Source organism: Sphingobium xenophagum (genome assembly GCF_031457465.1).
GTDB lineage: Bacteria > Pseudomonadota > Alphaproteobacteria > Sphingomonadales > Sphingomonadaceae > Sphingobium > Sphingobium xenophagum_A.
In genome coordinates this window covers 138629-161100 of the sequence record NZ_JAVDWV010000002.1, presented here as the reverse complement: position 1 = coordinate 161100, position 22472 = coordinate 138629, and the positions used below count along the sequence as shown (strand labels likewise).

The following is a 22472-nucleotide window of genomic DNA, read 5'->3' as shown; positions in this document are numbered from 1 at the left end:
GAGGGATAGCCCCCTCCACCACCGCTTCGCGGCGGTCCCCCTCCCCATATTGGGGAGGAATGATATGAAGGGTGTCGGCACGGACATCGGCACGATCCATTTCATCGGCATTGGCGGGATCGGCATGTCGGGCATTGCCGAGGTAATGCACAATCTGGGCTATGATGTGCAGGGCAGCGATGTCGCCGAAGGCTATGTGGTCGAAGGACTGCGCGCCAAGGGCATTCGCGTGATGATCGGCCATAAAGCGGAAAATCTGGGCGATGCCGCCGTGGTAGTGACATCGACCGCGATCAAGCGCGGCAACCCGGAGGTCGAGCTGGCGCTGGAGACGCGGGTGCCGGTCATTCGCCGCGCGGAAATGCTGGCCGAGTTGATGCGCCTCAAATCCACCGTTGCCGTTGCGGGGACGCATGGCAAGACCACGACGACGTCTATGGTCGCGGCGTTGCTCGACGCGGGCGGGGTGGACCCAACGGTCATCAATGGCGGCATCATCAACAGCTATGGCTCCAATGCGCGGTTGGGCAATAGCGACTGGATGGTGGTGGAGGCCGACGAGAGCGACGGCAGTTTCCTGCGGCTGGACGGCACGATTGCGGTGGTCACGAACATCGACCCCGAACATCTCGACCATTATGGCGATTTCGACCGGGTGAAGGATGCCTTTGTCGAGTTCGTCGGCAATGTGCCCTTCTATGGCGCGGCGTTGCTGTGCCTCGACCATCCCGAAGTGCAGGCGATTTTGCCGCGGGTGCAGGACCGGCGGATCGTCACCTATGGCTTTTCGGCGCAGGCCGATATTCGCGGCGACAATGTGGTCAGCTTCCCTGGCGGCAACCGTTTCGACATTCAGGTGCGCGAGCGCGATGGATCAACGCGGAAGATCGAGGGGATCGAAATGCCGATGCCCGGCCGCCATAACGTGTTGAACGCAATGGCGGCGATCGGCGTGGCGTTGCACATGGGGATCGACGATGCGACGATCCAGACGGGCTTTGCCAAGTTTGGCGGGGTCAAGCGGCGCTTCACCAAGGTTGGCGAGATTGCGGTCGGGGATGGCAGCGCCATCGTGATCGACGATTATGGCCACCATCCGGTCGAGATCAAAGCCGTGCTGGCGGCGGCGCGCGAAGGCGCACAGGGTCGCGTGATCGCCGTGGTGCAGCCGCATCGCTTCACGCGACTGCGCGATTTGATGGATGATTTCCAGCAAGCGTTCAACGATGCGGACATGGTTTACGCAACGCCCGTCTATACCGCTGGCGAACAGCCGATCGAGGGTGTGGACAGCGCGGCGCTGGTCGCGGGATTGAAGCGCCGGGGGCATCGCCATGCTTCTGCCGTGGCGGATATGGACGAACTGGTCGATGCGATCGCCGCTGACATCCAGCCCGATGACATGATCGTCTGCCTGGGCGCGGGCGACATCACCAAATGGGCGGCGGGGCTGGCGGCGGCAGTGTCCGCCAAGGTCAAGGAAGCGGTCTGATGTTCGAACTGTTCGCCGTTGGCCTGGAAATGCAGAAGCGGATGATCGACGTGCAGATGCAGGGCGTCGAAGTGGCGCGCGACATGATCGATGCCGCACAGCAAAACGTACAGGCTGGCATGGCCGTGACCCAGGCCAATGAGGCTGGCGTTAAGGCTATGAAAAACTGGATGAATATTTGGGGGGTGCGCGGTTGAGCCTGGCCGTTCCTGCTGTCCGTGGCACGATCAAGCCTGATGCGCCGCTGGCCCCGCTTGTCTGGTTCAAGGCGGGCGGCGCGGCGCAATGGCTGTTCGAGCCGAAGGATGCGCAGGACTTGTCCGATTTGCTGTCCGCGCTCGATCCGGCGGCGCCGGTGATGGCGATCGGCCTGGGTTCCAACCTGATCATACGCGATGGCGGCGTGCCGGGCGTGGTGGTGCGGCTGGGCAAGCCCTTTGCCACCGTCGAGGCAGTGGACGCGACCACCCTGGTCTGCGGCGGCGGGACGTCGGGCATTCTCGTGTCCTCGACGGCGCGGGACAAGGGGATAGCGGGTCTCGAATTTCTGCGCTCTATCCCCGGCACGGTCGGCGGGTTCGTGCGGATGAACGGCGGCGCTTATGGGCGCGAGACGTGCGACATTTTGGTGTCGTGCGACGTGGTGCTGCGGTCGGGCGAGCGGGTGACGCTGTCGAAGGATGAACTGGGCTATAGCTATCGCCACTCGACCCTGCCGGAGGGGGCTGTCGTGGTCAGCGCTTGCTTCCGGGGCGTTCCGGGCGAACCGGCCGCGATCCAGGCGGAAATGGACCGGATCGCCGCCGCGCGCGAAGCCAGCCAGCCGCTGCGCAGCAAGACCGGCGGATCGACCTTCAAGAACCCGGACGGGCACAAAGCCTGGGCGCTGGTGGATGAGGCGGGTTGTCGCGGGCTGCAACTCGGCGGCGCGCAGGTGAGCGAGAAGCACACCAATTTCCTGCTCAACCTGGGCGACGCCACCAGCGCGGATATCGAAGCGCTGGGCGAAGAAGTGCGGCGGCGGGTGAAGGACAAGAGCGGCGTGGAACTGGAATGGGAAATTCAGCGGGTGGGGGTGCGGAAGTGATGATGGGTAGCCAATTCCTCCCCGGTACGGGGAGGTGGCAGGCCGAAGGCCTGACGGAGGGGGCCCGCCCCGCTGCACGCCCCCTCCACCACTGGCTTCGCCAGCGGTCCCCCTCCCCGTGCCGTGGAGGAATGGCATGACCCGTGGTCCCTGGCATGTCGCCGTCCTGATGGGTGGCTGGTCGGCGGAGCGGCCGGTTTCCCTCATGAGCGGGGAGGGCGTTGCCAAGGCGCTGGAATCGCGCGGGCACAGGGTCACGCGGATCGATATGGATCGTGATGTCGCCGCGCGTCTCGCCGAGGGCAAGGCCGATGTCGTGTTCAACGCGCTGCACGGCGTTCCGGGCGAGGATGGCACGGTGCAGGGGATGATGGACCTGATGGGCCTGACCTACACCCATAGCGGCCTTGCCACATCGGTCATCGCCATCGACAAGCAGCTGACCAAGCAGGCGTTGGTGCCGCATGGCATTCCCATGCCCGGCGGCAAGATCGTGGCGAGCGAGAGCCTGTTCGCTGGCGATCCGTTGCCGCGTCCCTATGTGTTGAAGCCGGTCAATGAAGGCAGTTCGGTCGGCGTGGCGATCGTCACGGCGGAGGGCAATTATGGCGATCCCATCGGCCGCGACAGTGTCGGCCCGTGGCAGGATTTCCCCGAACTGCTGGCCGAACCCTATATTCGCGGACGCGAATTGACGACCGCCGTGCTGGGCAATGAGGCGCTGCTGGTGACGGAATTGCGCCCCAAGAGCGGCTTTTACGATTTCGATGCCAAATATACCGATGGCATGACCGAGCATGTCTGCCCCGCCGATATTCCGCCCGACATCACCGAAGCCTGCAAGGCGATTGCGCTGCGTGCGCATCAATTGCTGGGCTGCGAGGGGGCGTCGCGCGCCGATTTTCGCTGGGACGATGAACAGGGGGTCGAGGGTCTCTATCTGCTGGAGGTCAATACCCAGCCGGGGATGACGCCCTTGAGCCTTGTCCCTGAACAGGCGGCGAAGCTGGGCATTGACTATGCCACGTTGGTAGAGACTATTGTCGCAGAAGCGCTGTCGCGCGCCGGGGGGACGGAACATGGCTGAGACACGCATCAGACGGGGCGGCTCCACGCGATTGAGCAGCGCGCGCGACAAGGCAGCCAAGGGGCGGCGCGGGCGCACGCTCAAGCGGCAATCGACGCTGGACCGGGTGATCGAGGCGCTGCCGGTCAGCGAAGCGACGCTGCAACGCATGGCGAGCTGGGCGATCGTCGGCATTTTCGGCGCGGGCGTAGTCGGTGTCGCAATGTTCTTCGGCGTGCCCGCCATGGCGCACAAGCAGGCGGCTTTGCTGGCCGCGCGCGCCGGGTTCGAGGTCGACAAGGTCGAAGTGCGCGGCGTCGAGCGGATGGACGAACTGCCCGTCTATAATATCGCGCTAGGCCAGGTGGATCGGTCGATGCTGTCGCTCGACCTGCCCAAGGTACGCAGCGAGATGCTGAAGCTGGGCTGGGTCAAGGATGCGCGCATTTCCCGTCGCCTGCCCGATACGCTGGTGGTGGACATCGTCGAGCGTGATCCGGTGGCGGTGTGGCAGCATGGCGGGCGGCTGCACCTGATCGACGTGACCGGCGTGGTGCTGCAACCTGTGTCGGCCAATGCGATGCCCGACCTGCCGTTGGTGGTGGGGCCGGACGCCAATCGGCAGACGGCAGGGCTGAATGCGCTGATGGACAATGCGCCGGCGTTGAAACCGATGCTGGCGGGGGCGACCTGGGTCGGCAATCGCCGCTGGGATCTGCGGTTCCAGTCAGGCGAAACCCTCTCCCTGCCCGAAGGCGACAAGGGGAGCGCGGCGGCTCTGGTGAATTTCGCGCGCATGGACGGCGTCAACCGCCTGCTGGGGCGCGGGATCGTCAAGTTCGACATGCGGGACCCTGATCGTTTCGTCCTGCGCCTGCCGCAGGGCAAGGTCGAGGACAAGCCGATGGCCACTGACGGCAAGACCGCGAGCGCTGCGCCCGCGGAGGAAGAGGGCTAAACCGCATGGCGCAGCCCAAGGTCGAAAAGCTGATCACCGCGATCGATATCGGGTCGTGGAAGGTTTCCGCCTTGATCGCGGGGCGGACCGACACGGGCGAGCTGGCGATATTGGGCACCGGCCAGCGCGAGAGCCGGGGCGTGCGGCGCGGCTTCATCGCCGACATGGAGCGTACCGAACTCGCCGTGCGCGAAACGATCGAGCAGGCTGAGCGGGTTGCGGGGACCAATATCGAAGATGTCTGGGTCAGTTTTTCGGGCGGCAGCCTGGTCAGCGATGTCGTCACGGTCGAGCGCGACATGGCGGGCTATCGTATCGAGCAGGCGGATATTGACGACCTGCTGACCACCGGACAACAGGGCATCGACCCGGATGGCCGGGTGGTGTTGCATGCCCAGCCGACCTGCTTCACCATCAATGGCCGGGTGCCGGTGAAGAAGCCGCTGGGGATGCACGCTGACCTTTTGGGCGTGGATATCCATGTCGTGCTGGCCGATGGCGCGCCGCTCGCCAATCTCGACCTGTGCGTGCGCGGTGCTTATCTGAACGTCAATTCGATCGTCGCGGCACCGATCGCGACCGGGCTTGCCTGTCTGTCCGAAGAAGAGCGCGATCTGGGCGTGGCGTTGGTGGAGATCGGGGCGGGAGTGACCAATGTCTCGCTCTATGCGGGCGGCATGTTGGTGGGGCTGCATAGCATCCCGATCGGCGCGGCGGACATTACCGACGATATTGCCTCGGCCTTTGGCATTCGGCGCAGCCAGGCGGAGCGGATCAAATGCTTCTATGGGTCGGCGATGCAAAATCCGCGCGATTTCCGCGAGATGATCGAGATAGCGCCGCCCCATGGCGAGAGTGCGGCGGCCGGGCAGGCGGCCGGGCCGAATGCTGAAGGCGGCAAGATTACCCGCGCGGCACTGGTCGGCGTCATCTGCGAACGGTTGAACCAGATCATGGCCGAAGTGAATACGGCGCTGGCGGGCATGGGCTTCAATACGCCGACCGGGCGGCAGGTGGTACTGACCGGAGGCGGCGCGGAAATGAAGGGCATTGCCGATTATGCGCAGGGCGCGCTGGGCCGCGCGGTGCGGATCGGGCGGCCACGGGGCTTGTCCGCCATGCCCGAAGCGCATAGTGGCCCGGCCTTTGCAACTTTGGCGGGTCTGGCGCTTTACGGTGCTTCCAACCCGGTTGATCTCCGAACGATGGCGCCGTCGCCGCAGACGGTGCATCGTCTTGGGACTCCGCTCTGGTGGCAGCGGATGATGCGCGCGATGAAGACAAACTATTGACCGAATTTTCAAGGAAACGAAAATAGCTGGTGAAATCCCCTATTTTCTGGTGTTAACAATTAGTGACGGTGTCGCTTCCTGACGAGGAAGCTGAGGGAGCAGAATATATGAGCATTGAGATCAGCCCACCGCATGTGGACGAACTGAAGCCGCGGATCGCGGTGATCGGCGTCGGCGGCGCGGGCGGCAATGCCATCGCGAACATGATCGCCGCCAATGTCGAAGGCGTGGACTTCATCGTCGCCAATACCGATGCGCAGGCATTGAACAGCTCGCCGGCCGAACGCCGTATCCAGCTTGGTCCGCAGATCACCGAGGGCCTTGGTGCCGGATCGCGTCCCGAAATCGGCAAGGCGGCGGCGGAAGAAACCATCGCCATGGTCGAAGCCGCGCTGGAAGGCGCGCATATGTGCTTCATCACCGCTGGCATGGGCGGCGGCACCGGCACCGGCGCGGCCCCGGTCATCGCCAAGGCGGCGCGCGAGCGCGGCATCCTGACCGTTGGCGTCGTGACCAAGCCCTTCACCTTCGAAGGCAATCGCCGCATGAAGTCGGCGGAAAGCGGCATTGACGAGCTGCAGAAGCATGTCGATACGCTGATCGTCATTCCGAACCAGAATCTGTTCCTGATCGCCAACCCGAACACGACCTTCAAGGAAGCGTTCCAGATGGCGGATGAAGTGTTGCAGCAGGGCGTGCGCAGCATCACCGACCTGATGATCATGCCCGGCCTCATCAACCTTGACTTTGCCGACGTGCGGTCGGTGATGGGCGAAATGGGCAAGGCGATGATGGGCACCGGCGAAGCGGAAGGCGACGGCCGCGCTTTGCAGGCGGCCGAGAAGGCGATTGCCAACCCGCTGCTCGACGGCGTGTCGATGCGCGGCGCGAAGGGCGTGATCGTCTCCATCGTCGGCGGCGAAGATATGCGCCTGATGGAAGTGGACGAAGCCGCCAACCATATCCGCGAGCTGGTCGATCCGGACGCGAACATCATCTGGGGCAGCGCGTTCAACGACAACCTCAATGGCAAGATCCGCGTGTCGGTGGTCGCCACCGGCATCGACAATGAGATCGGCAACCATGCCGCGCCGTTGACGCAGCCGTTCAGCTTTGCGAGCCGTCCGGCCGTGTCGGTGCCGCAGCAGGGTGGTGCGCTCAAGGCAGCGACGCCCGCGTCGCAGCCTGCGCCGGTCGCAGCACCCGCGCCGGAACCCGAAACGCTGGAACTGGACGTCCCCGCGCCGCCCGCGCCTGCGCCCGTCGAAGCGGCCCCCGCGCCCTTTGCTGCGCCCAAGCCTGCAGCGGTGTTTTCCGACGAGGGGCCGGATCAGGACGAACTGGTGCTGGGTGCCGATAATGCCGCGCCAGCCGCAGCGCCCGCGCAACCTGCAGCGCCCCGCGTTGCGAGTGGCGGCACATTGTTCGAGCGGATGGCGGGCCTGACCCGTGGCGCGGACAAGGTGCCGGGTGGCGATGACGCCGCCGGTGTCGATATTCCCCGCTTCCTGAATCGCCAGAACAACCAGTAAGATCATCGCGCGCGGCCCGTGCCGCGCCGGTTATGCAGCGCGCCGTCTGTCCTATGGGGCAGCACGGCGCGCTTTTTTGTTCGGGCGATTTCCTATTCGCGCCTTGATCCGCTAGAGCGCGGATGTGACACAATATCTTTCATGGATTCTTGGCGGCCTGCTGATGGCCGGAACCGCCCAGGCGCAAACCGACCAGGCCCAACTGGTCCGTCCCCTTGGCGCCGCCGACCTCAACAGCAATCTGGCGCGCCTGTCGGCCAATCCACGCGACGTGGATGCGTTGATCGGCGCGGGGGAGGCGGCGCTGGCACTGGACGATCCGCGCGCGGCGGCGGGTTTCTTTGCAAGGGCCGATACAATCACGAGCGGCAATGGCCGGATCAAGGTCGGGCTGGCGCGCGTCAATCTGAAGCTGCAGAACCCGGCGGAGGCCGTGCGGCTGTTCGATCAGGCTGGGCGGCTGGGATTTGCCGACGCGACGATCTTGGCGGATCGCGGGCTGGCCCGCGACATGACTGGCGATCAGGCCGGGGCGCAGCGAGACTATCAGGCCGCCCTGCAGCGCACGCCCGACGATGCCGAACTGATCCGCCGTTATGCCGCATCGCTGGGCATATCAGGGCAGGTGGCGGCGGCGGAGCGGGCGCTGGAACCGTTGCTCTACAAGAGCGACCGGGCGGCGTGGCGCTATCGCGCGTTCATTCTGGCGATGAACAACCAGCAGGCCGAAGCGCGCAAGGTCGCCGACCAGACCATGCCCGCGCCACTGGCGGCGGCGATCGTTCCCTATATGCAGAAAATGCCCTATTTGACCGCGCCACAAAAGGCGGCAGCGGTGCATTTCGGGCAGTTCCCGGCGCAGACCGGCACGCGCATCGCGGCGATCACGCCGACCCCGCCAGCGCCCGGCTCACCGCAGGTCGTGGTGCCAGCCGCACCGGTGGCGGTCGCCGCCGCGCCGACCGGTCGGCCGCAAAGCGCGCGGGAGCGTCGGGCCGAACAGCAACGCCAGCGGCGCGAAGCCGCGCGCCTGGCCCGCGCCGAAACACCCGCCCGCGTGGCGATGGCACGGGCGCAGACGCAACGGCAGGCGGTGCCGACGGTTCAGCCTACGCCTACGCCTACGCCTACGCCCACGCCCACGCCCACGCCGATGGTGCAACCTACGCCCGTGCCCCCCCCGACGCCGATGGTTCAGCCGACCCCAAGTCCTGCGCCCGCGCAGACGGCACCGACTGCCATTGCGCCATCCGTCCAGGCAATCGCGCCGACCCCGGAGCAAACGCCAACGCCGGTGCAGCAGGCACGAGCGCCTGCTACGGCGGTGCAGGGGCCGCCCGCGCCGGGCTTCGAATCGGTAGCTACCGTCGCGCCCGCGCCTGCGCCGCAGACGGCGCCTCTACCGGCCATGGTCCAATCCGTGCCCGCTGCGCCGCCGCAGCCGGACCCGGAGGCGACGCGAACGCTCGCCGACATCATTCGTGCGATCGACGTGCCCGAAACCGAGCGACAGGCGCGTGTCGCCGCCGTCGATCTGGAGGAGATCGCCGCGCTGCAGGCGGCGCGCCGCGCCGAGCGGCAGGCCGCCGCCGAGAAGGTGAAGAAGGCGGCGCTCGCCAAGGCCAAGGCGGAAGCCGACGCCAAGGCGAAGAAGGAAGCGGAAGAAAAGAAGAAGTTGGCCGACAATCCGTCGCGTAACTGGTTGCAGATCGGCATCGGCGCGAACAAGTCGGGCCTGGCTTTCACGCTCAATGCGTTGCGCAAGAAATATGACAGCCTGTCCGGGCAGGATGGATGGAGCGCAAGCTGGGGACAGACCAACCGCCTGCTGGTTGGCCCGTTCCCCAACTTTGCGCGCGCCAAGGCGCTGGAAGATAAACTTAAGGCTGCGGGCGGCGATGCCTTTGCGTGGAAAAGCAGTGCGGGAGAGGTGGTCGAAAGGCTGGGCGGCCAGTAAGAGGACGTCCTATGACGATCCTTGCCCCCTATGCCTGCCACCCCGCCGCCAGCCGGGGACGGCTTCATCCCGAACCGGGCGGGGAGGTGCGCGGGCCGCGTGACATATTCCAGCGCGACCGCGATCGCATCATCCATTCGATCGCCTTTCGCCGGCTGCGCCACAAGACGCAGGTGTTCGTGTCGCCCGATGGCGATCATTTCCGCGTCCGCCTGACCCACAGCCTGGAGGTTGCGCAGATCGGCCGCACCACGGCGCGCACGCTAGGACTGAACGAGGATCTGACAGAAGCGCTCTGTCTGGCGCATGATATCGGCCATCCGCCCTTCGGCCATGCGGGCGAAGATGCGCTTGAAGCGGCGATGGAGGATCATGGCGGGTTCGACCATAATGCTCATACGCTGCGCACGCTGATGCTGCTGGAAAGCCCCTATCCGCGCTTCAAGGGGCTGAACCTCAGCTGGGAGATGCTGGAGGGGCTGGCCAAACATAATGGGCCGATCGCGCATCCCGGCTGGGCGATGCGCGAACTGGATGCGCTGTTCCCGCTGGACCTCACCAGCCATGCCTCGCTGGAGGCGCAGTTGGCGGCGATTTCGGACGATATTGCCTATGATAATCACGACATTGACGATGGGTTGCGCGCCGGGCTGCTGACGCTGGAGCAGTTGCTGGAGGTGCCGTTCGTCGCGTCCTGCTGGGACAGGGTGCGAACCCGCTATCCCGATGTGCCGCAGGATGGTTTGTTGCGCGAACTGGTGCGCGAGCAGATCGGCGTGATGGCCAACGACTTGCTGGCGGCGACGCGGGCGAATATCGCGGAATCGCGGGTCGAGACGGTGGAAGATGTGCGCGCGCTGGGGCGGACGCTGGTCGGCTTTTCGCCGGAACTGGCGGCGCAGGAGCGCGACCTCAAACGCTTCATGTATGCCACCCTCTATCATCATCCAGAGCAAATGGCGGCGGCCGACCGGGCGCGGGTGGTCGTGACCGACCTGTTCCGCGCCTATCAGGAAGAGCCGGGCCTGATGCCGCCCGAATGGCGCGACGAGTGCGTTAGGCAAGAACCGGCGCGTAGTCGCCACATCACGGATTTCATCGCCGGGATGACGGACCGCTATGCCGAGAAGCGGCATGCGGAGATTTTCGGGTAGGTCCAAATCCTCCCCTGCAAGGGGAGGATCTTTTAGCTGATTGACGTGCCCTGTCCTTTGTCGCAATGCCTAGGACGTCTCCGGCGTCGAGGATTCGGCGCTGGGCATGATGCGGGAGAGCATGGGTGGCCTTTGAGGCCGTCCCCGTCGCCGAAGGAGCAACCGCCCCGGAATCTCTCAGGCCAATGGACCGCATCGCGCGCAAGGCACTCTGGAAAGCGGACGGGTCATCTCGTCCCACCGAAGGGGTAAGCCATGTGGCCGCAAGGCCGCTGGTCAAAGCTCTCAGGTTCCCGTGACAGAGGGGGTGACGAACAGAAGCGGTCCGGTGCGGGCCGGGCTGAACGTCGCTGCAACCCTCTCACGGAAAGGCCGTCCGATGACCGCCCACTCTGACTCGAACGATGATATTGCCATGCTGGAAGAGGCCTTGCCGCTCGAAGCGCTGCCGCTCGACGCCTGGCACCGTGCGCAGGGCGCGCGCATGGTCGGCTTTGCGGGCTATCATATGCCGATCCATTATGATGGCATCATGGCCGAACATAGCTGGACCCGCGAACATGCCGGGCTGTTCGATGTCAGCCATATGGGGCAGATCGGTTTTTCCGGCGAGGGCGTGGACGAAGCGCTCGAAATCCTCCTGCCAAGCGACATCAAGGGGTTGAAACCCGGTCGCCAGCGTTATTCGATGCTGCTGGATCAGGATGGCGGCATTCTCGACGACCTGATGGTCGCGCGTCCCGCCAATGGCGCATTCGATGGCGCGGCGATCTATATGGTTGTCAATGGCGCGACCAAATATGACGACATGGCCTGGATGATCGAGCATCTGCCCGATGAGGTCGTGATGAACCATATGGACGAGCAAGCGCTGTTGGCGTTGCAGGGGCCGGAGGCCGGCGAGGCGATGGCTACGCTGGTGCCGGGGACGGCGGACCTGACCTTTATGCAGTGCGGCGCGTTCGAGTGGGATGGCGTGGCGCTGTGGATCAGCCGGTCGGGCTATACCGGCGAGGACGGGTTCGAGATCAGCCTTCCTGCGGAAGCCGCCGAGGCTTTTGCCGATGCGCTGTGTGCGCTCCGCCAGGTCAAGCCGATCGGCCTTGGCGCGCGGGATTCGCTGCGGCTGGAGGCGGGCTTGCCGCTTTACGGCCATGACCTGACGTCGGCCGTCAGCACGATTGGCGCGGATCTGGGCTTTGCGATCGGCAAGCGGCGGCGGGCGGAGGGCGGCTTCATCGGCCATGGCCGGGTGATGAAGGAACTGGCCGATGGCCCCGGCACGAAGCGCGTTGGCCTGAAAATCCAGGGGCGTTTGCCCGCGCGGGAGGGCGCGCAAATCTTTGTCGGCGACAATCTGGTCGGGGAAGTGACGTCGGGCGGCTTTGCGCCGACGCTTGGCGCGCCGATTGCGATGGGCTGGGTCAGCCTGCCGCATAGCGCGCTCGACACCGCGCTGGAGATAGATGTGCGTGGCAAGCGCATTGCCGCGACCGTCACGCCGATGCCGTTCGTGCCGCATCGCTATCGCCGCGCGGCTGCCTGATTTTGTTTCGACTTTTTGTGATCATGATTTTCAAGCACATCATTCCGGGAGTATCATCATGAGCCGTTATTTTACCGAAGAACATGAGTGGATCGACGTCGAGGGCGAGATCGCCACGGTTGGCATCACTGACTTTGCCCAGGAGCAATTGGGCGACATCGTGTTCGTCGAACTGCCGGTCGAAGGCGCGACCTTCGACAAGGGCGATGACGCCGCTGTGGTGGAATCGGTCAAGGCCGCGTCTGACGTCTATGCGCCGATTTCGGGCGAAGTGGTCGAGACCAATGGCGCGCTGGAAGACGAACCCGCGTTGGTGAACAGCGATGCCGAAGAGGATGGCTGGTTCTTCAAGCTGCGCATCACCGACATGAGCGAGCTGGAAGGGCTGATGACCGAAGCGGCGTATAAGACGTTCGTCGCTGCTTTGTAACGCACGAGAATAAGCCCCTCCCTTTCAAGGGAGGGGGAAGGGGTGGGTCGCGACCGCAGGGCGCGTCCGCCCTTTCGCCACGGAGCAGCGCTCGCTCCGCTCGCGACCCACCCCCGGCCCCTCCCTTGAAAGGGAGGGGGGAGTTTTGCAAATGCGTTACCTACCCCTTACCGACACTGACCGGCAGGCGATGCTTGCCACCATCGGCGCGGCGTCGATTGATGATTTGTTCGTGGATGTGCCTGCCGAGGCCCGGCTTTCCGGCCAGATCGAAGGCCTGCCCGATCATGCCAGCGAATTGGCGGTCGAGCGGCATATGAGCAAACTGGCGCGGCAGAATTTGTCGGCGGGGGAAGCGCCCTTCTTCCTGGGCGCGGGCGCGTATAAGCATCATGTCCCCGCCAGCGTCGATCATCTGATCCAGCGCGGCGAGTTTCTGACCGCCTACACCCCCTATCAGCCAGAAATCGCGCAGGGGACGTTGCAGGTCCTGTTCGAGTTCCAGACGCAGGTGGCCCGTCTGCTCGGCTGCGACGTCGCCAATGCGTCCATGTATGACGGGTCGACCGCCTGCTGGGAAGCGATCGGCATGGCGCGGCGCATCACCAAGCGGGGCAAGGCAATCCTGTCGTCAGGCCTGCACCCCCATTATGTGTCGGTCGCGCGGACGATGGCGAAGTTCACCGGCGACCTGCTGGCGCATGAGGCGCCGACGCTGACGGCGCAGACGGACATCGACGCGCTGATCGCCAGCATCGACAAGGATGTGAGCTGCGTCGTGGTGCAATATCCCGACATTTTGGGGCGGATTGCCGATCTGACGCCGCTGGCCGATGCGGCGCATGCGGCGGGTGCCTTGCTGGTGGCGGTCGTGACCGAGCCAGTGGCGCTGGGCGCGCTGGTGCCGCCGGGTGAGATGGGCGCGGACATCGTCGTGGGCGAAGGCCAGTCGATCGGCGTCGGCCTGCAATTTGGCGGGCCGTATCTCGGCCTGTTCGCGTGCAAGCAGAAATATGTGCGGCAGATGCCGGGCCGCCTGTGCGGCGAGACGGTGGATGCGGCGGGCAAGCGCGGCTTCGTGCTGACGCTGTCGACCCGCGAACAGCATATCCGCCGCGAGAAGGCGACGTCAAACATCTGCACCAATTCAGGCCTGTGTGCGCTGGCGTTCAGCATTCATATGACGTTGCTGGGGGAACGCGGGCTGCGCGAATTGGCGAGCCTTAATCACGGGCTGGCCGTGCAGGCCGCCGATCGGCTGGCGCAGGTGCCAGGCGTGACACTGCTCAACGACAGCTTTTTCAATGAGTTCACCCTGGTCCTGACCAGAGATGCGCGCGACGTGGTGCGCAGCTTGGCCGATAAGGGCGTGCTGGGGGGCGTGTCGCTGGGGCGGCTGTTCCCCGATGCGCCTGCGATCGGCAAGGGCTTGGTCGTCGCGGTGACCGAAACGGTGACGGCAGAGGATATAGAGGCGCTGGCTACGGCGCTTGAGGAGGAACTGGCATGACCATGCTCAAGGAAGGCCGTCCCACCACGCCGGTCGCGGTTGCGGATGCGCATATGGCTCCGGCGACGGTGACGGGAAATCGCGCGCTGATGCTGGAAGAGGCGCTAATTTTCGAGATTGGATCGACCGAGACGACAGGCGTCGATTTCGCGCCCGCGCCGAAGGTTGCGAGCCGTCTTGGCGGGCTGGAGCGCAAGACGATCGGCCTGCCGGGCCTGTCGGAACAGGAAACCGTGCGCCATTATACGCGGCTGTCGCGGCAGAATTACGCCATCGACCTGGGCCTGTTTCCGCTCGGCAGTTGCACGATGAAACATAATCCGCGCCTGAATGAAAAGGTGGCGCGGATGCCCGGTTTCGCGGACCTGCATCCGCTCGCCCCGCAATCGACGGTGCAGGGCGCGCTGGCGGTGATCCATGAACTGGCACAATGGCTGGTCACGCTGACGGGGATGCACAGTGTGGCGATGAGCCCCAAGGCGGGGGCGCATGGGGAATTGTGCGGCTTGCTGGCGATCCGGGCAGCATTGGAGGCGCGGGGCGATGCCCGATCGGTGGTGCTGGTGCCGGAAAGTGCGCATGGCACCAATCCGGCTACGGCGGCTTTCTGCGGCTATCAGGTCGAGGATATTCCCGCGACGCCCGAAGGCCGCGTCGATCTGGCGGCTCTGACGGCGCGGCTTGGCCCGGATGTGGCGGCGGTGATGATCACCAATCCCAATACGTGCGGCCTGTTCGAGCGCGACCTCAAGACGATTTCCGATGCCGTCCATGCGGCGGGCGCGTTCGTCTATTGTGATGGTGCGAATTTCAACGCCATCGTCGGGCGGGTACGCCCCGGCGATCTGGGCGTCGATGCGATGCATATCAACCTGCATAAGACCTTCTCGACACCGCATGGCGGTGGTGGTCCCGGCTCTGGCCCGGTCGTGCTGTCGGAAGCGTTGGCCTCCTATGCGCCGCTGCCGTTCGTCGAGAAGCAGGGCGACCAGTTTGTGCTGATCGAGGAAGAATCCGCGCAGGATCATCATGGCGGCACCTTTGGCCGGATGGTGGCTTTCCACGGGCAGATGGGCATGTTCACCCGCGCGCTCGCCTATATCATGAGCCATGGTGCGGACGGGTTGCGGCAGGTGGCGGAGGATGCGGTCCTCAACGCCAATTATATCCTGCGCAGCCTGGACGATGTGCTGGACGCGCCTTTTGGCAGCAGCGGGCCATGCATGCACGAGGCGCTGTTCAGCGACAAGGGGCTGGCCGAGGGCTTCACCACGCTCGACATCGCCAAGGGGCTGATCGACGAGGGCTTCCACCCGATGACCATGTATTTCCCGCTGGTCGTCCATGGCGCGATGCTGATCGAGCCGACCGAGACGGAGAGCAAGGCGGCGCTCGACCAGTTCATCATGGCGCTGCGGTCGTTGGCAGAACGCGCCAAGGCCGGGGATGAGGCGCTGAAGGGTGCGCCCTATCATGCGCCGCGTCGCCGACTGGACGAGACGCTGGCGGCGCGCAAGCCGGTGTTGACCTGGGAAGCGCCTAGGCTGGCACAGGCGGCGGAATGACGGTCTGGATTCCGGGCGAAGCGGACGGCGAGGCGTACAAACGTCACGCCCCCGCGACGCTGCGGAACCGGGACGCGATATTGGCGGTGCTGGGGGAGGCGCTGCCCTCTTCCGGGCTGGTGCTGGAAGTGGCGAGTGGCAGCGGCGAACATGCGGTACATTTCGCGGCTGGGCTGCCCGCGCTCAACTGGCAGCCGAGCGATCCCGATCCGGCGGCGCTGGCGTCGATCGAGGCGTGGCGCGGGGAGGCGGGCCTGGCCAATCTGCGTGCGCCGATGCTGCTGGATGCGGCGGCGGACTGGCCGATCGACCGGGCGGATGCGATCTTGTGCATCAATATGACCCATATCAGCCCATGGGCAGCAACGTTGGGATTGTTCACGCAAGGCGCGGGGGTTCTTCCAAAGGGCGCGCCGCTGATCCTCTATGGTCCCTATTTTCAGGCCGATGTTGCGCCTGCGCCCAGCAATGTGGAGTTCGATGCCAGCTTGCACGCGCGCGATCCGCGATGGGGGATAAGGGCGCTGGACGATGTTGCCGCGCTGGCGACGGCGCAGGGCTTCGCGCTCGATTGCGTTCAATCGATGCCCGCGAACAATCTGACGCTGATCTTCCGCCGCGCCTGACCTGCCGCTAGTGACAGGTTGCCGCTGCGTGACGCCGCGATAGGCTCTCTCCCGATAAGAGGATAGGGGAGGCAGGGTAATGCAGAGCATATTGGCACGGCCTGCCCATGTTCCGGCGGATCGGATCGTCGATTTCGACATTTTCGAGCCGCCCGGCGTCGAGCAGGATTATTTCGCGGCGTGGCAATCGTTGGTGCGGGAGGATGGTCCCGGAATCGTGTGGACCAGCGCCAATGGGGGCCACTGGATCGCGACGCGCGGCGAGATTGTCCGGGCGCTGTGGGCGGACAATGTCCGGCTGTCGAGCGAAGTGCTGGCCGTGACGCCGGGGCTTGGCGAGGTGATGCGTTTCATTCCGCTGCAACAAGACTCGCCGGAGCATCAGCCGTTTCGCATGGCGGTGATGAAGGGCTTTGCGTCGCGCTTCGTCGTCGCAATGGAGCCGCAGGTGACGCAGGTCGCGCGCGAATTGATCGACGGGTTGATCGACCGGGGTTCGTGCGACTTCGTGGCGGATTTCGCCGAGATATTGCCGCTGCACATCTTCCTGACGCTGATCGACGTGCCCCTGTCCGACCGGCCGCGATTGCGGGCGCTGGGGTCGCAACTCACGCGGCCGGATGGGTCGATGACGGTCGAGCAATTGCGCGATGCGGCTGACGACTATCTGGCACCCTATATCGCCGCGCGCATGGCCAATCCGGGGACCGACCTGTTCAGTCGCATCCTGTCCGAACCAATTGACGGGCGCGCTTGGAGCGAGGATGAGGCGCGGCGCATGTGCCGCAACCTGCTGTTCGGCGGACTGGATACGGTGGTCGCGATGGTCGGCATGGTTGCGCTGCACCTGGCGCGCCATCCGCAGGACCAGGCATTGCTGCGCGAGAGGCCGGACCTGATCCCCGATGCCGCCGATGAATTGATGCGCCGCTACCCCACCGTTTCGGTCAGCCGCAATCTCGTCACCGATGTTGAGGTGGATGGCGTGATGCTTAAGGCGGGGGACATCATCTATCTGCCGAGCGTCCTGCACAATCTGGACCCGGCGAGTTTCGATGCGCCCGAAACGGTGCGGTTCGACCGCAAGCTCAATGCGACGCGGCATACGACGATGGGCGTGGGCGCGCATCGTTGCGTAGGGGCGGGGCTCGCGCGGATGGAGGTGATCGTGTTTCTGCGCGAATGGCTGGGCCGGATGCCGACTGTTCGGCTCGACCCTGATCGCCCGGTAACGATGAAGGGCGGTAATGTCGGCGCCTGCACAGCGCTGCCGTTGCGCTGGGACTGATTGCCCCTCTTCATTTCGCGCGCGATCCGCTCTAAGGGCGGGCCAATGCCCAACGCCCTAGTCGATCTCGTCCGCGCCGAACTGCTCCAGCCTGCCGATCCGCGCGCGGCGGCGATGGCGGGGGCGATCGCGGCGCGCTATCCGCAGGCAGCGCGGGCGGTGCTTTTCTATGGCTCCTGCCTGCGCGAAGCCAATCTCGACGGGCTCATGCTCGATTTCTACCTGATCGTGTCGGACTATACGGCGGCCTATGGCAAAAGCTGGCTGGCGCGCGCCAATGCGCTGATCCCGCCCAATGTCTTTCCGTTCGAACATCAGGGATTGATCGCCAAATATGCCGTCCTGTCGGAAGCGGACTTTGCGCGGTTGAACAGTGTAGCGGCGGACAATGTCTCGGTCTGGGCGCGCTTTGCCCAGCCTGCGCGGCTGTTGTGGGCGGCCGACGATCTGGCGAGGCAGCGGGCGATCGTCGCGGTGGCGCAGGCCGCGCCGACCCTGTTGTCGCTGGCCCGGCCAATGGCGGAAGGGGGCGACGAGGTGCTGGGCCTGTGGCGCTGCGGCTTTACCCTGACCTATGCGGCCGAATTGCGTGCGGAGCGAAAGGGGCGGTCGCTGTCGATCGTCGATGCCGATCCTGAACGCTATCGACAGTTGGGGGAGGCGGCGCTGGCGCAGGGCTTGCCGCCTTCGCCCGCCGATGCGCCGAAGCGCTGGCGCGCGCTGCAGCGGCGCGGCAAATGGTTGTCGGTGGTGCGCCTGGCCAAGGCGAGCTTCACTTATGCGGGCGGGATTGATTATCTCGCCTGGAAGATCAACCGCCATGCCGGGACGGCGATCACCATCAAGCCATGGCAACGGCGCTGGCCGCTGCTGGGTGCGGTCACTCTGCTGCCTGCGCTGTTCCGTTCCGGGGCGATTCGCTGAGCGCCTGGCCCAGCGCCTGACCCAGCGCCATCAGCGTATAGGGTTTGCGCAGCACGGCATGGCCCGCGAAATCGGCGCTTTCGGTCATGTCGCCGGCATAGCCGGTCACAAACAGCACGGGGATATGGGCGTAGGCGGCGGGCAGCGCCTTGACCATTTCCGGCCCGGTCAGGTCTGGCATCAGCACGTCGCTGATGATAAGGCCGATGTCGCTATTATGGGATAGCAGCCGGGCGGCCTTTGAAGGATGATCGCAGGCGATCGGCAGATGGCCGAGTTCGCCGAGCGCCGCCATCGTCTGATTAAGGACGCGGGGATCATCCTCCACCACGAGGATGCGGGTCGGCGGATGCTCGACGGGGCTCTGGTTGGCCTGCGCCTCCTGACCCAGCGCATCGGCGGCGGCTCCGGTGCGGCGGGGCATGTAGAGATGGACGCTGGTGCCTTCACCCGGTTGCGATTCGATGCGGATTTCGCCCTCGCACTGGCGCACGAAACCGAAAATCTGGCTGAGGCCAAGGCCGGTGCCCTTGCCCACCGGCTTGGTGGTGAAGAAGGGTTCGAACACGCGGGTCAGCACGTCCGCGCTCATGCCGCAGCCGTCGTCGGTGACGGTCAGCGTGACATAATCGCCCGCCTGGCACTCGCCGATCTCGTCCGCGGCCAGCGTCGCGCGGCCGGTGGACAGGGTGAGTTGGCCGCGCCCGTCCATCGCGTCGCGCGCATTGACGCACAGGTTGAGGATCGCATTTTCCATCTGATGCTGATCGACGAAGATACGCCAGCCTTGCGCATTCTGCGTGAAGTTGACCCGGATCTGATCGCCGATGGTGCGGTCGATCAGGTCGGCCATGCCCGACAACAGCGCATCGGGATCGACCGCGCTGGGTAGCAGTGGTTCGGCGCGGGCGAAGGCGAGCAGACGGCGGGTCAGGGCCGAGGCGCGGTTGGCTCCCTCCATGGCATTGTCGAGATGGCGACCGGCTTCCTCCGGCTGCATCCGCATCTTGCGCTTGGCCAGTTCCAGGCCCCCTACGACGACCGCGAGCATATTGTTGAAGTCATGGGCGATGCCGCCGGTCAACTGGCCGACGGCATCCATCTTGTGCATCTGGCGAAGATTTTCTTCCGCCGCTTCGCGCTCCGTCGATTCCTGTTTCAGCCGTTCATAGGCTTCGGTCAGTTCGGCGGTACGCGCGCGCACGGCCGCATCGAGCCGGTCGGCCCGCTCGCTCTCCGCATCGGCGAGCCGCCGGGCGTTGCGCCGGTCTGTCAGCGCATTGTTGGCGAACCAGGCGGCGAAGAGGACGCAGACCAGCAGGGCAATGCCCAATAGGCCGGAGGTGCGCCCCATGGCCTGGGTGCGGTCGCCCGCCAGCGTCACCGCAAGGCTGCGTTCGCGCAGACGTTCATTTTCCGCCTTGATGACGATGTCGAGCAGGGCCGATATCCGCTTGAGATCCTGCGAACTGCCAGCCTCATGAAAGCGGCCCAGCGCCCCGATCTTCTGCCCATAGGTCGTGCGCAGGGCGATTTCGTTCAGCGTCTTGGTGCGGTCGTCAAAGGCCTTTTGCAACGCCTGGACATTGCCGCGTTGCCAGCCGCTATGGCGGGTGGCGTAGTGAAGCGCCTTCAACTGGCTGGCGGCACCCCGCCATTGATCCTGAAAGAGACGCCCGGTGTCGGTATCGAGGCTGATGACATAGCGGGCCAGCGTCACTTCGGCGCGGGCGGTACGTGCTTCGAACGCGCGGGCCAGGGCGATGATGTCGAAGCTGCGCCGCTGCTCCACCAACGCCCGCTGATGATCGCGAGTGGCGTTGCTGGCGCTGTAGAGCAGCGCACCGAGCGAGCCGATGAGCAGGACAACGAGCAGCAAGGGCAGGGCGCGCCGGGCCATGCCACGCCACCCCTTACGCTGTGTATCGGTGTAGTCGCCCTGTGCCATAGCCTGTCACACTAGCCCAACCGCTCCGGCAGCGAAACAACATAGCGCAATGGTTCAGCCAATGGCGCCCGTGGCTTTGCCGGCGGCTTCGAACATGCCAATAATCTGTTCGACCTGTTCATCGCTATGGTCAGCGCACAGCGAACAGCGCAGCAGGAAGGTGCCCGTCGGGGTCGCCGGAGGGCGCGCCATGTTGACGTAGAGGCCGAGTTCCAGCAGCGATTGCCAGATGGCGACCGCCTGCGCCTGATCGGTCAGGATGACCGCGATGATCGCCGATTGCGGGGTCTTGGTGCCCAGCGTGAAGCCGAGATCGGTCAAGCCCTGGTGCAGCCGCTTGCTGTTCTTCCACAGATGGGCGCGCTTGTCGCTCGCATGCATCAGCTTGCGGATGCTGGTGGCGGCAGTGGCGACGACGCTAGGCGGCAGCGAAGCGGTGAAGACATAGGGGCGGCAGACGAGGCGCATGATCTCGAACTTGGGATGGTTGGAGACGCAGAAGCCGCCGACTGTGCCGACCGATTTGGAGAAGGTGCCGACGACGAAATCCACGTCGTCCTCGACGCCCTGTTCTTCATAGACGCCCCGGCCGTTGGGACCGAAGAAACCCATGCCATGGGCTTCATCGACCAGGATCATGCAATTGGGATGCTGGCGGATCGCAGCGACCATCTCTGGCAGCGGGGCGATGTCGCCGAGCATCGAATAGACGCCTTCCAGCACGACGAGTTTCAGCGCATCGGCGGGCAGGCGGGCGAGGCGCTTGGCCAGATCCTCGACGCTGTTGTGGCGGAAGCGGACGATTTCAGCGTCGCCTAGGAAGCAGCCGTCATAGATGGAGGCATGGCTGTCGGCGTCGAGGATGACATAGTCGCCCTTGCCCGCCAACGTCGAAATGATGCCGAGATTGGCCTGATAGCCGGTCGAGAAGACCATCGCCGACGATGTGCCGTAAAATTCCTTGAGCGCGTCTTCGACTTCGCGGTGACCCTGATAGGTGCCGTTGAGGACGCGGCTGCCGGTCGTGCCTGCGCCAAATTCGTCGAGCGCCTTCTTGCCGGCCGCGACGACATCGGGGTCGAACGTCATGCCCATATAATTATAGGTGCCGAGCAGGATGGTTTCCTTGCCCTTGATGATCGCGCGAGTGGGGGACAGCACCTGGTCCATCACGATCGAGAAGGGATCGCGCACGCCGGTCGCGAGCAGCGCTTCGCGCTCCGCGATCAGGGGATCGAACTTGGAAAACAGGTCGCGTGTGGGGGTGAGCGTTGCGGCGTCGGTCATGATGTCTTTTGTCCCAAAACCGTTCGGGCTGAGCGAAGTCGAAGCCCTCTGCCGAGCGGAGCCGAGGCTCTTTGCTTCGCCTTCGCTCAGCGGTGCCCTTCGACTTCGCTCAGGGCGAACGGGTGTTGTTCTTACTGCTGCGTCTTCAGCTTTGCTACCGCGTCCACTAGCTGGCCGACCGTTTCGATCTCCGCCTGCATGTTCATGGTGATGAGGATGTCGAATTCATCCTCGATGGCGGCGACGAAATCCATCACGGTCAGGCTGTCCCATTCCAGGTCGCCTGCAAAGCTGGTGGTTTCGGTAAGGTCTACGCCCTTTTTGTTGAAGGGGGCGATCTGCGCCACGACGCTGTCGAAAATTTCGGTGCGATCCGTCATTCTGGTCATTCTTTCCGTGAAAGCACGGCTTTTGCCGCCCGTGACCGCTCTTTGGCAAGGGAATAAGGCGGCAATCGGGCAGCATCGCGCCCGAAATTGCGCGAGGGGCGCGGCGCTTAGCGGAAATTGTCGGCGTAAGCCTGCAATTTCAGCGTCTTGGGCGGGGTGGGGATGACGGTGTAGGCTATCCCCTGCTTTTGGGCATAGGCGATGGCGGCTTCCTGCGACGGGAAGCTGAGCTTCAATTGCTGCTGGGTGTCGCCTGATCCTGCCCATCCGGTCAGGGGGTCAGGCGTCTTGGCTTGCGCGGGCGCATAGTCCAGCACCCATTTATGGGTCAGCGCCTTGCCCGACTGCATGGCATTTTTCTGGATCTGATAGATGCGCGCGTTCATCGCGAAGGACTCCGGTAAATCGTCCTGCTGCGTTG

At 64.8% G+C, this 22472-nt stretch carries 20 protein-coding genes and 1 riboswitch; of the genes, 16 read left to right on the top strand and 4 right to left on the bottom strand.

The annotated features are described in order from the left end of the window. Positions 1–64 precede the first annotated feature (64 nt). The 16 genes from murC (at position 65) to J2W40_RS02325 (ending at position 18427) form a co-directional block, all read left to right on the top strand. The gene (murC, locus tag J2W40_RS02400; protein ID WP_310221765.1) at positions 65–1492 is read left to right on the top strand and encodes a UDP-N-acetylmuramate--L-alanine ligase; all 1428 of its coding nucleotides are present in this window, start codon (positions 65–67) and stop codon (positions 1490–1492) included. After that, complete coding sequence (locus tag J2W40_RS02395; RefSeq protein ID WP_310221763.1) at positions 1492–1689, top strand: hypothetical protein; 198 nt, start codon at positions 1492–1494, stop codon at positions 1687–1689. Before murC ends, J2W40_RS02395 begins: the two co-directional genes overlap by 1 nt. Next, entirely contained in the window at positions 1671–2579 is a 909-nt protein-coding gene (gene murB, locus J2W40_RS02390; protein WP_409050331.1) for a UDP-N-acetylmuramate dehydrogenase, read from the top strand. Before J2W40_RS02395 ends, murB begins: the two co-directional genes overlap by 19 nt. Positions 2580–2715: 136 nt before the next feature. Next, on the top strand, positions 2716–3666 hold the full coding sequence (locus J2W40_RS02385) for a D-alanine--D-alanine ligase (protein WP_310221759.1): 951 nt from the start codon (positions 2716–2718) through the stop codon (positions 3664–3666). After that, positions 3659–4603 carry a cell division protein FtsQ/DivIB gene (locus tag J2W40_RS02380; RefSeq protein WP_310221757.1) on the top strand — a complete coding sequence of 315 codons (945 nt, stop codon included), beginning with the start codon at positions 3659–3661 and terminating at the stop codon, positions 4601–4603. Before J2W40_RS02385 ends, J2W40_RS02380 begins: the two co-directional genes overlap by 8 nt. A 5-nt stretch (positions 4604–4608) precedes the next feature. Then, positions 4609–5895, top strand: coding sequence for a cell division protein FtsA (gene ftsA / locus J2W40_RS02375; protein WP_310221755.1), 1287 nt, complete (start codon positions 4609–4611; stop codon positions 5893–5895). Between the two features lie 107 nt (positions 5896–6002). After that, positions 6003–7427, top strand: a complete 1425-nt coding sequence (gene ftsZ / locus J2W40_RS02370; RefSeq protein ID WP_310221753.1) for a cell division protein FtsZ — start codon at positions 6003–6005, stop codon at positions 7425–7427. A gap of 163 nt (positions 7428–7590) precedes the next feature. Then, the gene (locus J2W40_RS02365; RefSeq protein WP_310221751.1) at positions 7591–9384 is read left to right on the top strand and encodes a tetratricopeptide repeat protein; all 1794 of its coding nucleotides are present in this window, start codon (positions 7591–7593) and stop codon (positions 9382–9384) included. An 11-nt stretch (positions 9385–9395) separates the two neighbouring features. Next, the gene (locus J2W40_RS02360) at positions 9396–10538 is read left to right on the top strand and encodes a deoxyguanosinetriphosphate triphosphohydrolase (RefSeq protein WP_310221749.1); all 1143 of its coding nucleotides are present in this window, start codon (positions 9396–9398) and stop codon (positions 10536–10538) included. Between the two features lie 102 nt (positions 10539–10640). Beyond that, positions 10641–10741, top strand: a riboswitch (glycine riboswitch). A gap of 176 nt (positions 10742–10917) precedes the next feature. Then, on the top strand, positions 10918–12084 hold the full coding sequence (gene gcvT, locus J2W40_RS02355; protein WP_310221747.1) for a glycine cleavage system aminomethyltransferase GcvT: 1167 nt from the start codon (positions 10918–10920) through the stop codon (positions 12082–12084). Positions 12085–12142: 58 nt separating this feature from the next. Beyond that, positions 12143–12514, top strand: coding sequence for a glycine cleavage system protein GcvH (gene gcvH / locus J2W40_RS02350; RefSeq protein WP_310221745.1), 372 nt, complete (start codon positions 12143–12145; stop codon positions 12512–12514). A 151-nt stretch (positions 12515–12665) separates the two neighbouring features. Then, a complete protein-coding gene (gene gcvPA / locus J2W40_RS02345) occupies positions 12666–14024 on the top strand; it encodes an aminomethyl-transferring glycine dehydrogenase subunit GcvPA (protein ID WP_310221743.1) in 1359 nt (452 codons plus the stop codon). Then, positions 14021–15589: an aminomethyl-transferring glycine dehydrogenase subunit GcvPB gene (gene gcvPB, locus J2W40_RS02340; protein WP_310221741.1), complete on the top strand. Its 1569-nt coding sequence runs from the start codon at positions 14021–14023 to the stop codon at positions 15587–15589. The genes gcvPA and gcvPB overlap by 4 nt, the downstream gene beginning before the upstream one ends. Next, on the top strand, positions 15586–16215 hold the full coding sequence (locus tag J2W40_RS02335; RefSeq protein WP_310221739.1) for a DUF938 domain-containing protein: 630 nt from the start codon (positions 15586–15588) through the stop codon (positions 16213–16215). Before gcvPB ends, J2W40_RS02335 begins: the two co-directional genes overlap by 4 nt. 79 nt (positions 16216–16294) lie before the next feature. Next, positions 16295–17503, top strand: a complete 1209-nt coding sequence (locus J2W40_RS02330; protein WP_310221737.1) for a cytochrome P450 — start codon at positions 16295–16297, stop codon at positions 17501–17503. 45 nt (positions 17504–17548) lie between these two features. Beyond that, positions 17549–18427, top strand: coding sequence for a hypothetical protein (locus J2W40_RS02325; protein WP_310221735.1), 879 nt, complete (start codon positions 17549–17551; stop codon positions 18425–18427). On the opposite strand, the gene J2W40_RS02320 is transcribed toward J2W40_RS02325, so the two are convergent. The 4 genes from J2W40_RS02320 to J2W40_RS02305 all read right to left on the bottom strand — a co-directional run bounded on the left by J2W40_RS02320 (position 18384) and on the right by J2W40_RS02305 (position 22437). Next, a complete protein-coding gene (locus J2W40_RS02320) occupies positions 18384–20375 on the bottom strand; it encodes an ATP-binding protein (protein ID WP_310221733.1) in 1992 nt (663 codons plus the stop codon). The two genes, J2W40_RS02325 and J2W40_RS02320, sit on opposite strands and share 44 nt — an antisense overlap. A gap of 54 nt (positions 20376–20429) precedes the next feature. Next, entirely contained in the window at positions 20430–21662 is a 1233-nt protein-coding gene (gene spt, locus J2W40_RS02315; RefSeq protein ID WP_310221731.1) for a serine palmitoyltransferase, read from the bottom strand. A 131-nt stretch (positions 21663–21793) separates the two neighbouring features. Next, entirely contained in the window at positions 21794–22042 is a 249-nt protein-coding gene (locus tag J2W40_RS02310; RefSeq protein ID WP_310221955.1) for an acyl carrier protein, read from the bottom strand. 116 nt (positions 22043–22158) lie between these two features. Beyond that, positions 22159–22437 carry an ETC complex I subunit gene (locus J2W40_RS02305; protein WP_037480484.1) on the bottom strand — a complete coding sequence of 93 codons (279 nt, stop codon included), beginning with the start codon at positions 22435–22437 and terminating at the stop codon, positions 22159–22161. Positions 22438–22472: the final 35 nt, after the last annotated feature.

What these genes read in the sequence shown, in the direction of transcription:
- J2W40_RS02325 (WP_310221735.1), top strand. Translation starts at nt 17,549, where the DNA reads ATGCCCAACGCCCTAGTCGATCTCGTCCGCGCCGAACTGCTCCAGCCT.
- gcvPA (WP_310221743.1), top strand. Translation starts at nt 12,666, where the DNA reads ATGCGTTACCTACCCCTTACCGACACTGACCGGCAGGCGATGCTTGCC.
- gcvT (WP_310221747.1), top strand. Translation starts at nt 10,918, where the DNA reads ATGACCGCCCACTCTGACTCGAACGATGATATTGCCATGCTGGAAGAG.
- J2W40_RS02335 (WP_310221739.1), top strand. Translation starts at nt 15,586, where the DNA reads ATGACGGTCTGGATTCCGGGCGAAGCGGACGGCGAGGCGTACAAACGT.
- J2W40_RS02310 (WP_310221955.1), bottom strand. Translation starts at nt 22,042, where the DNA reads ATGACGGATCGCACCGAAATTTTCGACAGCGTCGTGGCGCAGATCGCC.
- J2W40_RS02360 (WP_310221749.1), top strand. Translation starts at nt 9,396, where the DNA reads ATGACGATCCTTGCCCCCTATGCCTGCCACCCCGCCGCCAGCCGGGGA.
- J2W40_RS02330 (WP_310221737.1), top strand. Translation starts at nt 16,295, where the DNA reads ATGCAGAGCATATTGGCACGGCCTGCCCATGTTCCGGCGGATCGGATC.
- J2W40_RS02320 (WP_310221733.1), bottom strand. Translation starts at nt 20,375, where the DNA reads ATGGCACAGGGCGACTACACCGATACACAGCGTAAGGGGTGGCGTGGC.
- spt (WP_310221731.1), bottom strand. Translation starts at nt 21,662, where the DNA reads ATGACCGACGCCGCAACGCTCACCCCCACACGCGACCTGTTTTCCAAG.
- gcvPB (WP_310221741.1), top strand. Translation starts at nt 14,021, where the DNA reads ATGACCATGCTCAAGGAAGGCCGTCCCACCACGCCGGTCGCGGTTGCG.
- J2W40_RS02305 (WP_037480484.1), bottom strand. Translation starts at nt 22,437, where the DNA reads ATGAACGCGCGCATCTATCAGATCCAGAAAAATGCCATGCAGTCGGGC.
- murC (WP_310221765.1), top strand. Translation starts at nt 65, where the DNA reads ATGAAGGGTGTCGGCACGGACATCGGCACGATCCATTTCATCGGCATT.
- J2W40_RS02395 (WP_310221763.1), top strand. Translation starts at nt 1,492, where the DNA reads ATGTTCGAACTGTTCGCCGTTGGCCTGGAAATGCAGAAGCGGATGATC.
- gcvH (WP_310221745.1), top strand. Translation starts at nt 12,143, where the DNA reads ATGAGCCGTTATTTTACCGAAGAACATGAGTGGATCGACGTCGAGGGC.
- J2W40_RS02365 (WP_310221751.1), top strand. Translation starts at nt 7,591, where the DNA reads ATGGCCGGAACCGCCCAGGCGCAAACCGACCAGGCCCAACTGGTCCGT.
- ftsA (WP_310221755.1), top strand. Translation starts at nt 4,609, where the DNA reads ATGGCGCAGCCCAAGGTCGAAAAGCTGATCACCGCGATCGATATCGGG.
- J2W40_RS02380 (WP_310221757.1), top strand. Translation starts at nt 3,659, where the DNA reads ATGGCTGAGACACGCATCAGACGGGGCGGCTCCACGCGATTGAGCAGC.
- J2W40_RS02385 (WP_310221759.1), top strand. Translation starts at nt 2,716, where the DNA reads ATGACCCGTGGTCCCTGGCATGTCGCCGTCCTGATGGGTGGCTGGTCG.
- ftsZ (WP_310221753.1), top strand. Translation starts at nt 6,003, where the DNA reads ATGAGCATTGAGATCAGCCCACCGCATGTGGACGAACTGAAGCCGCGG.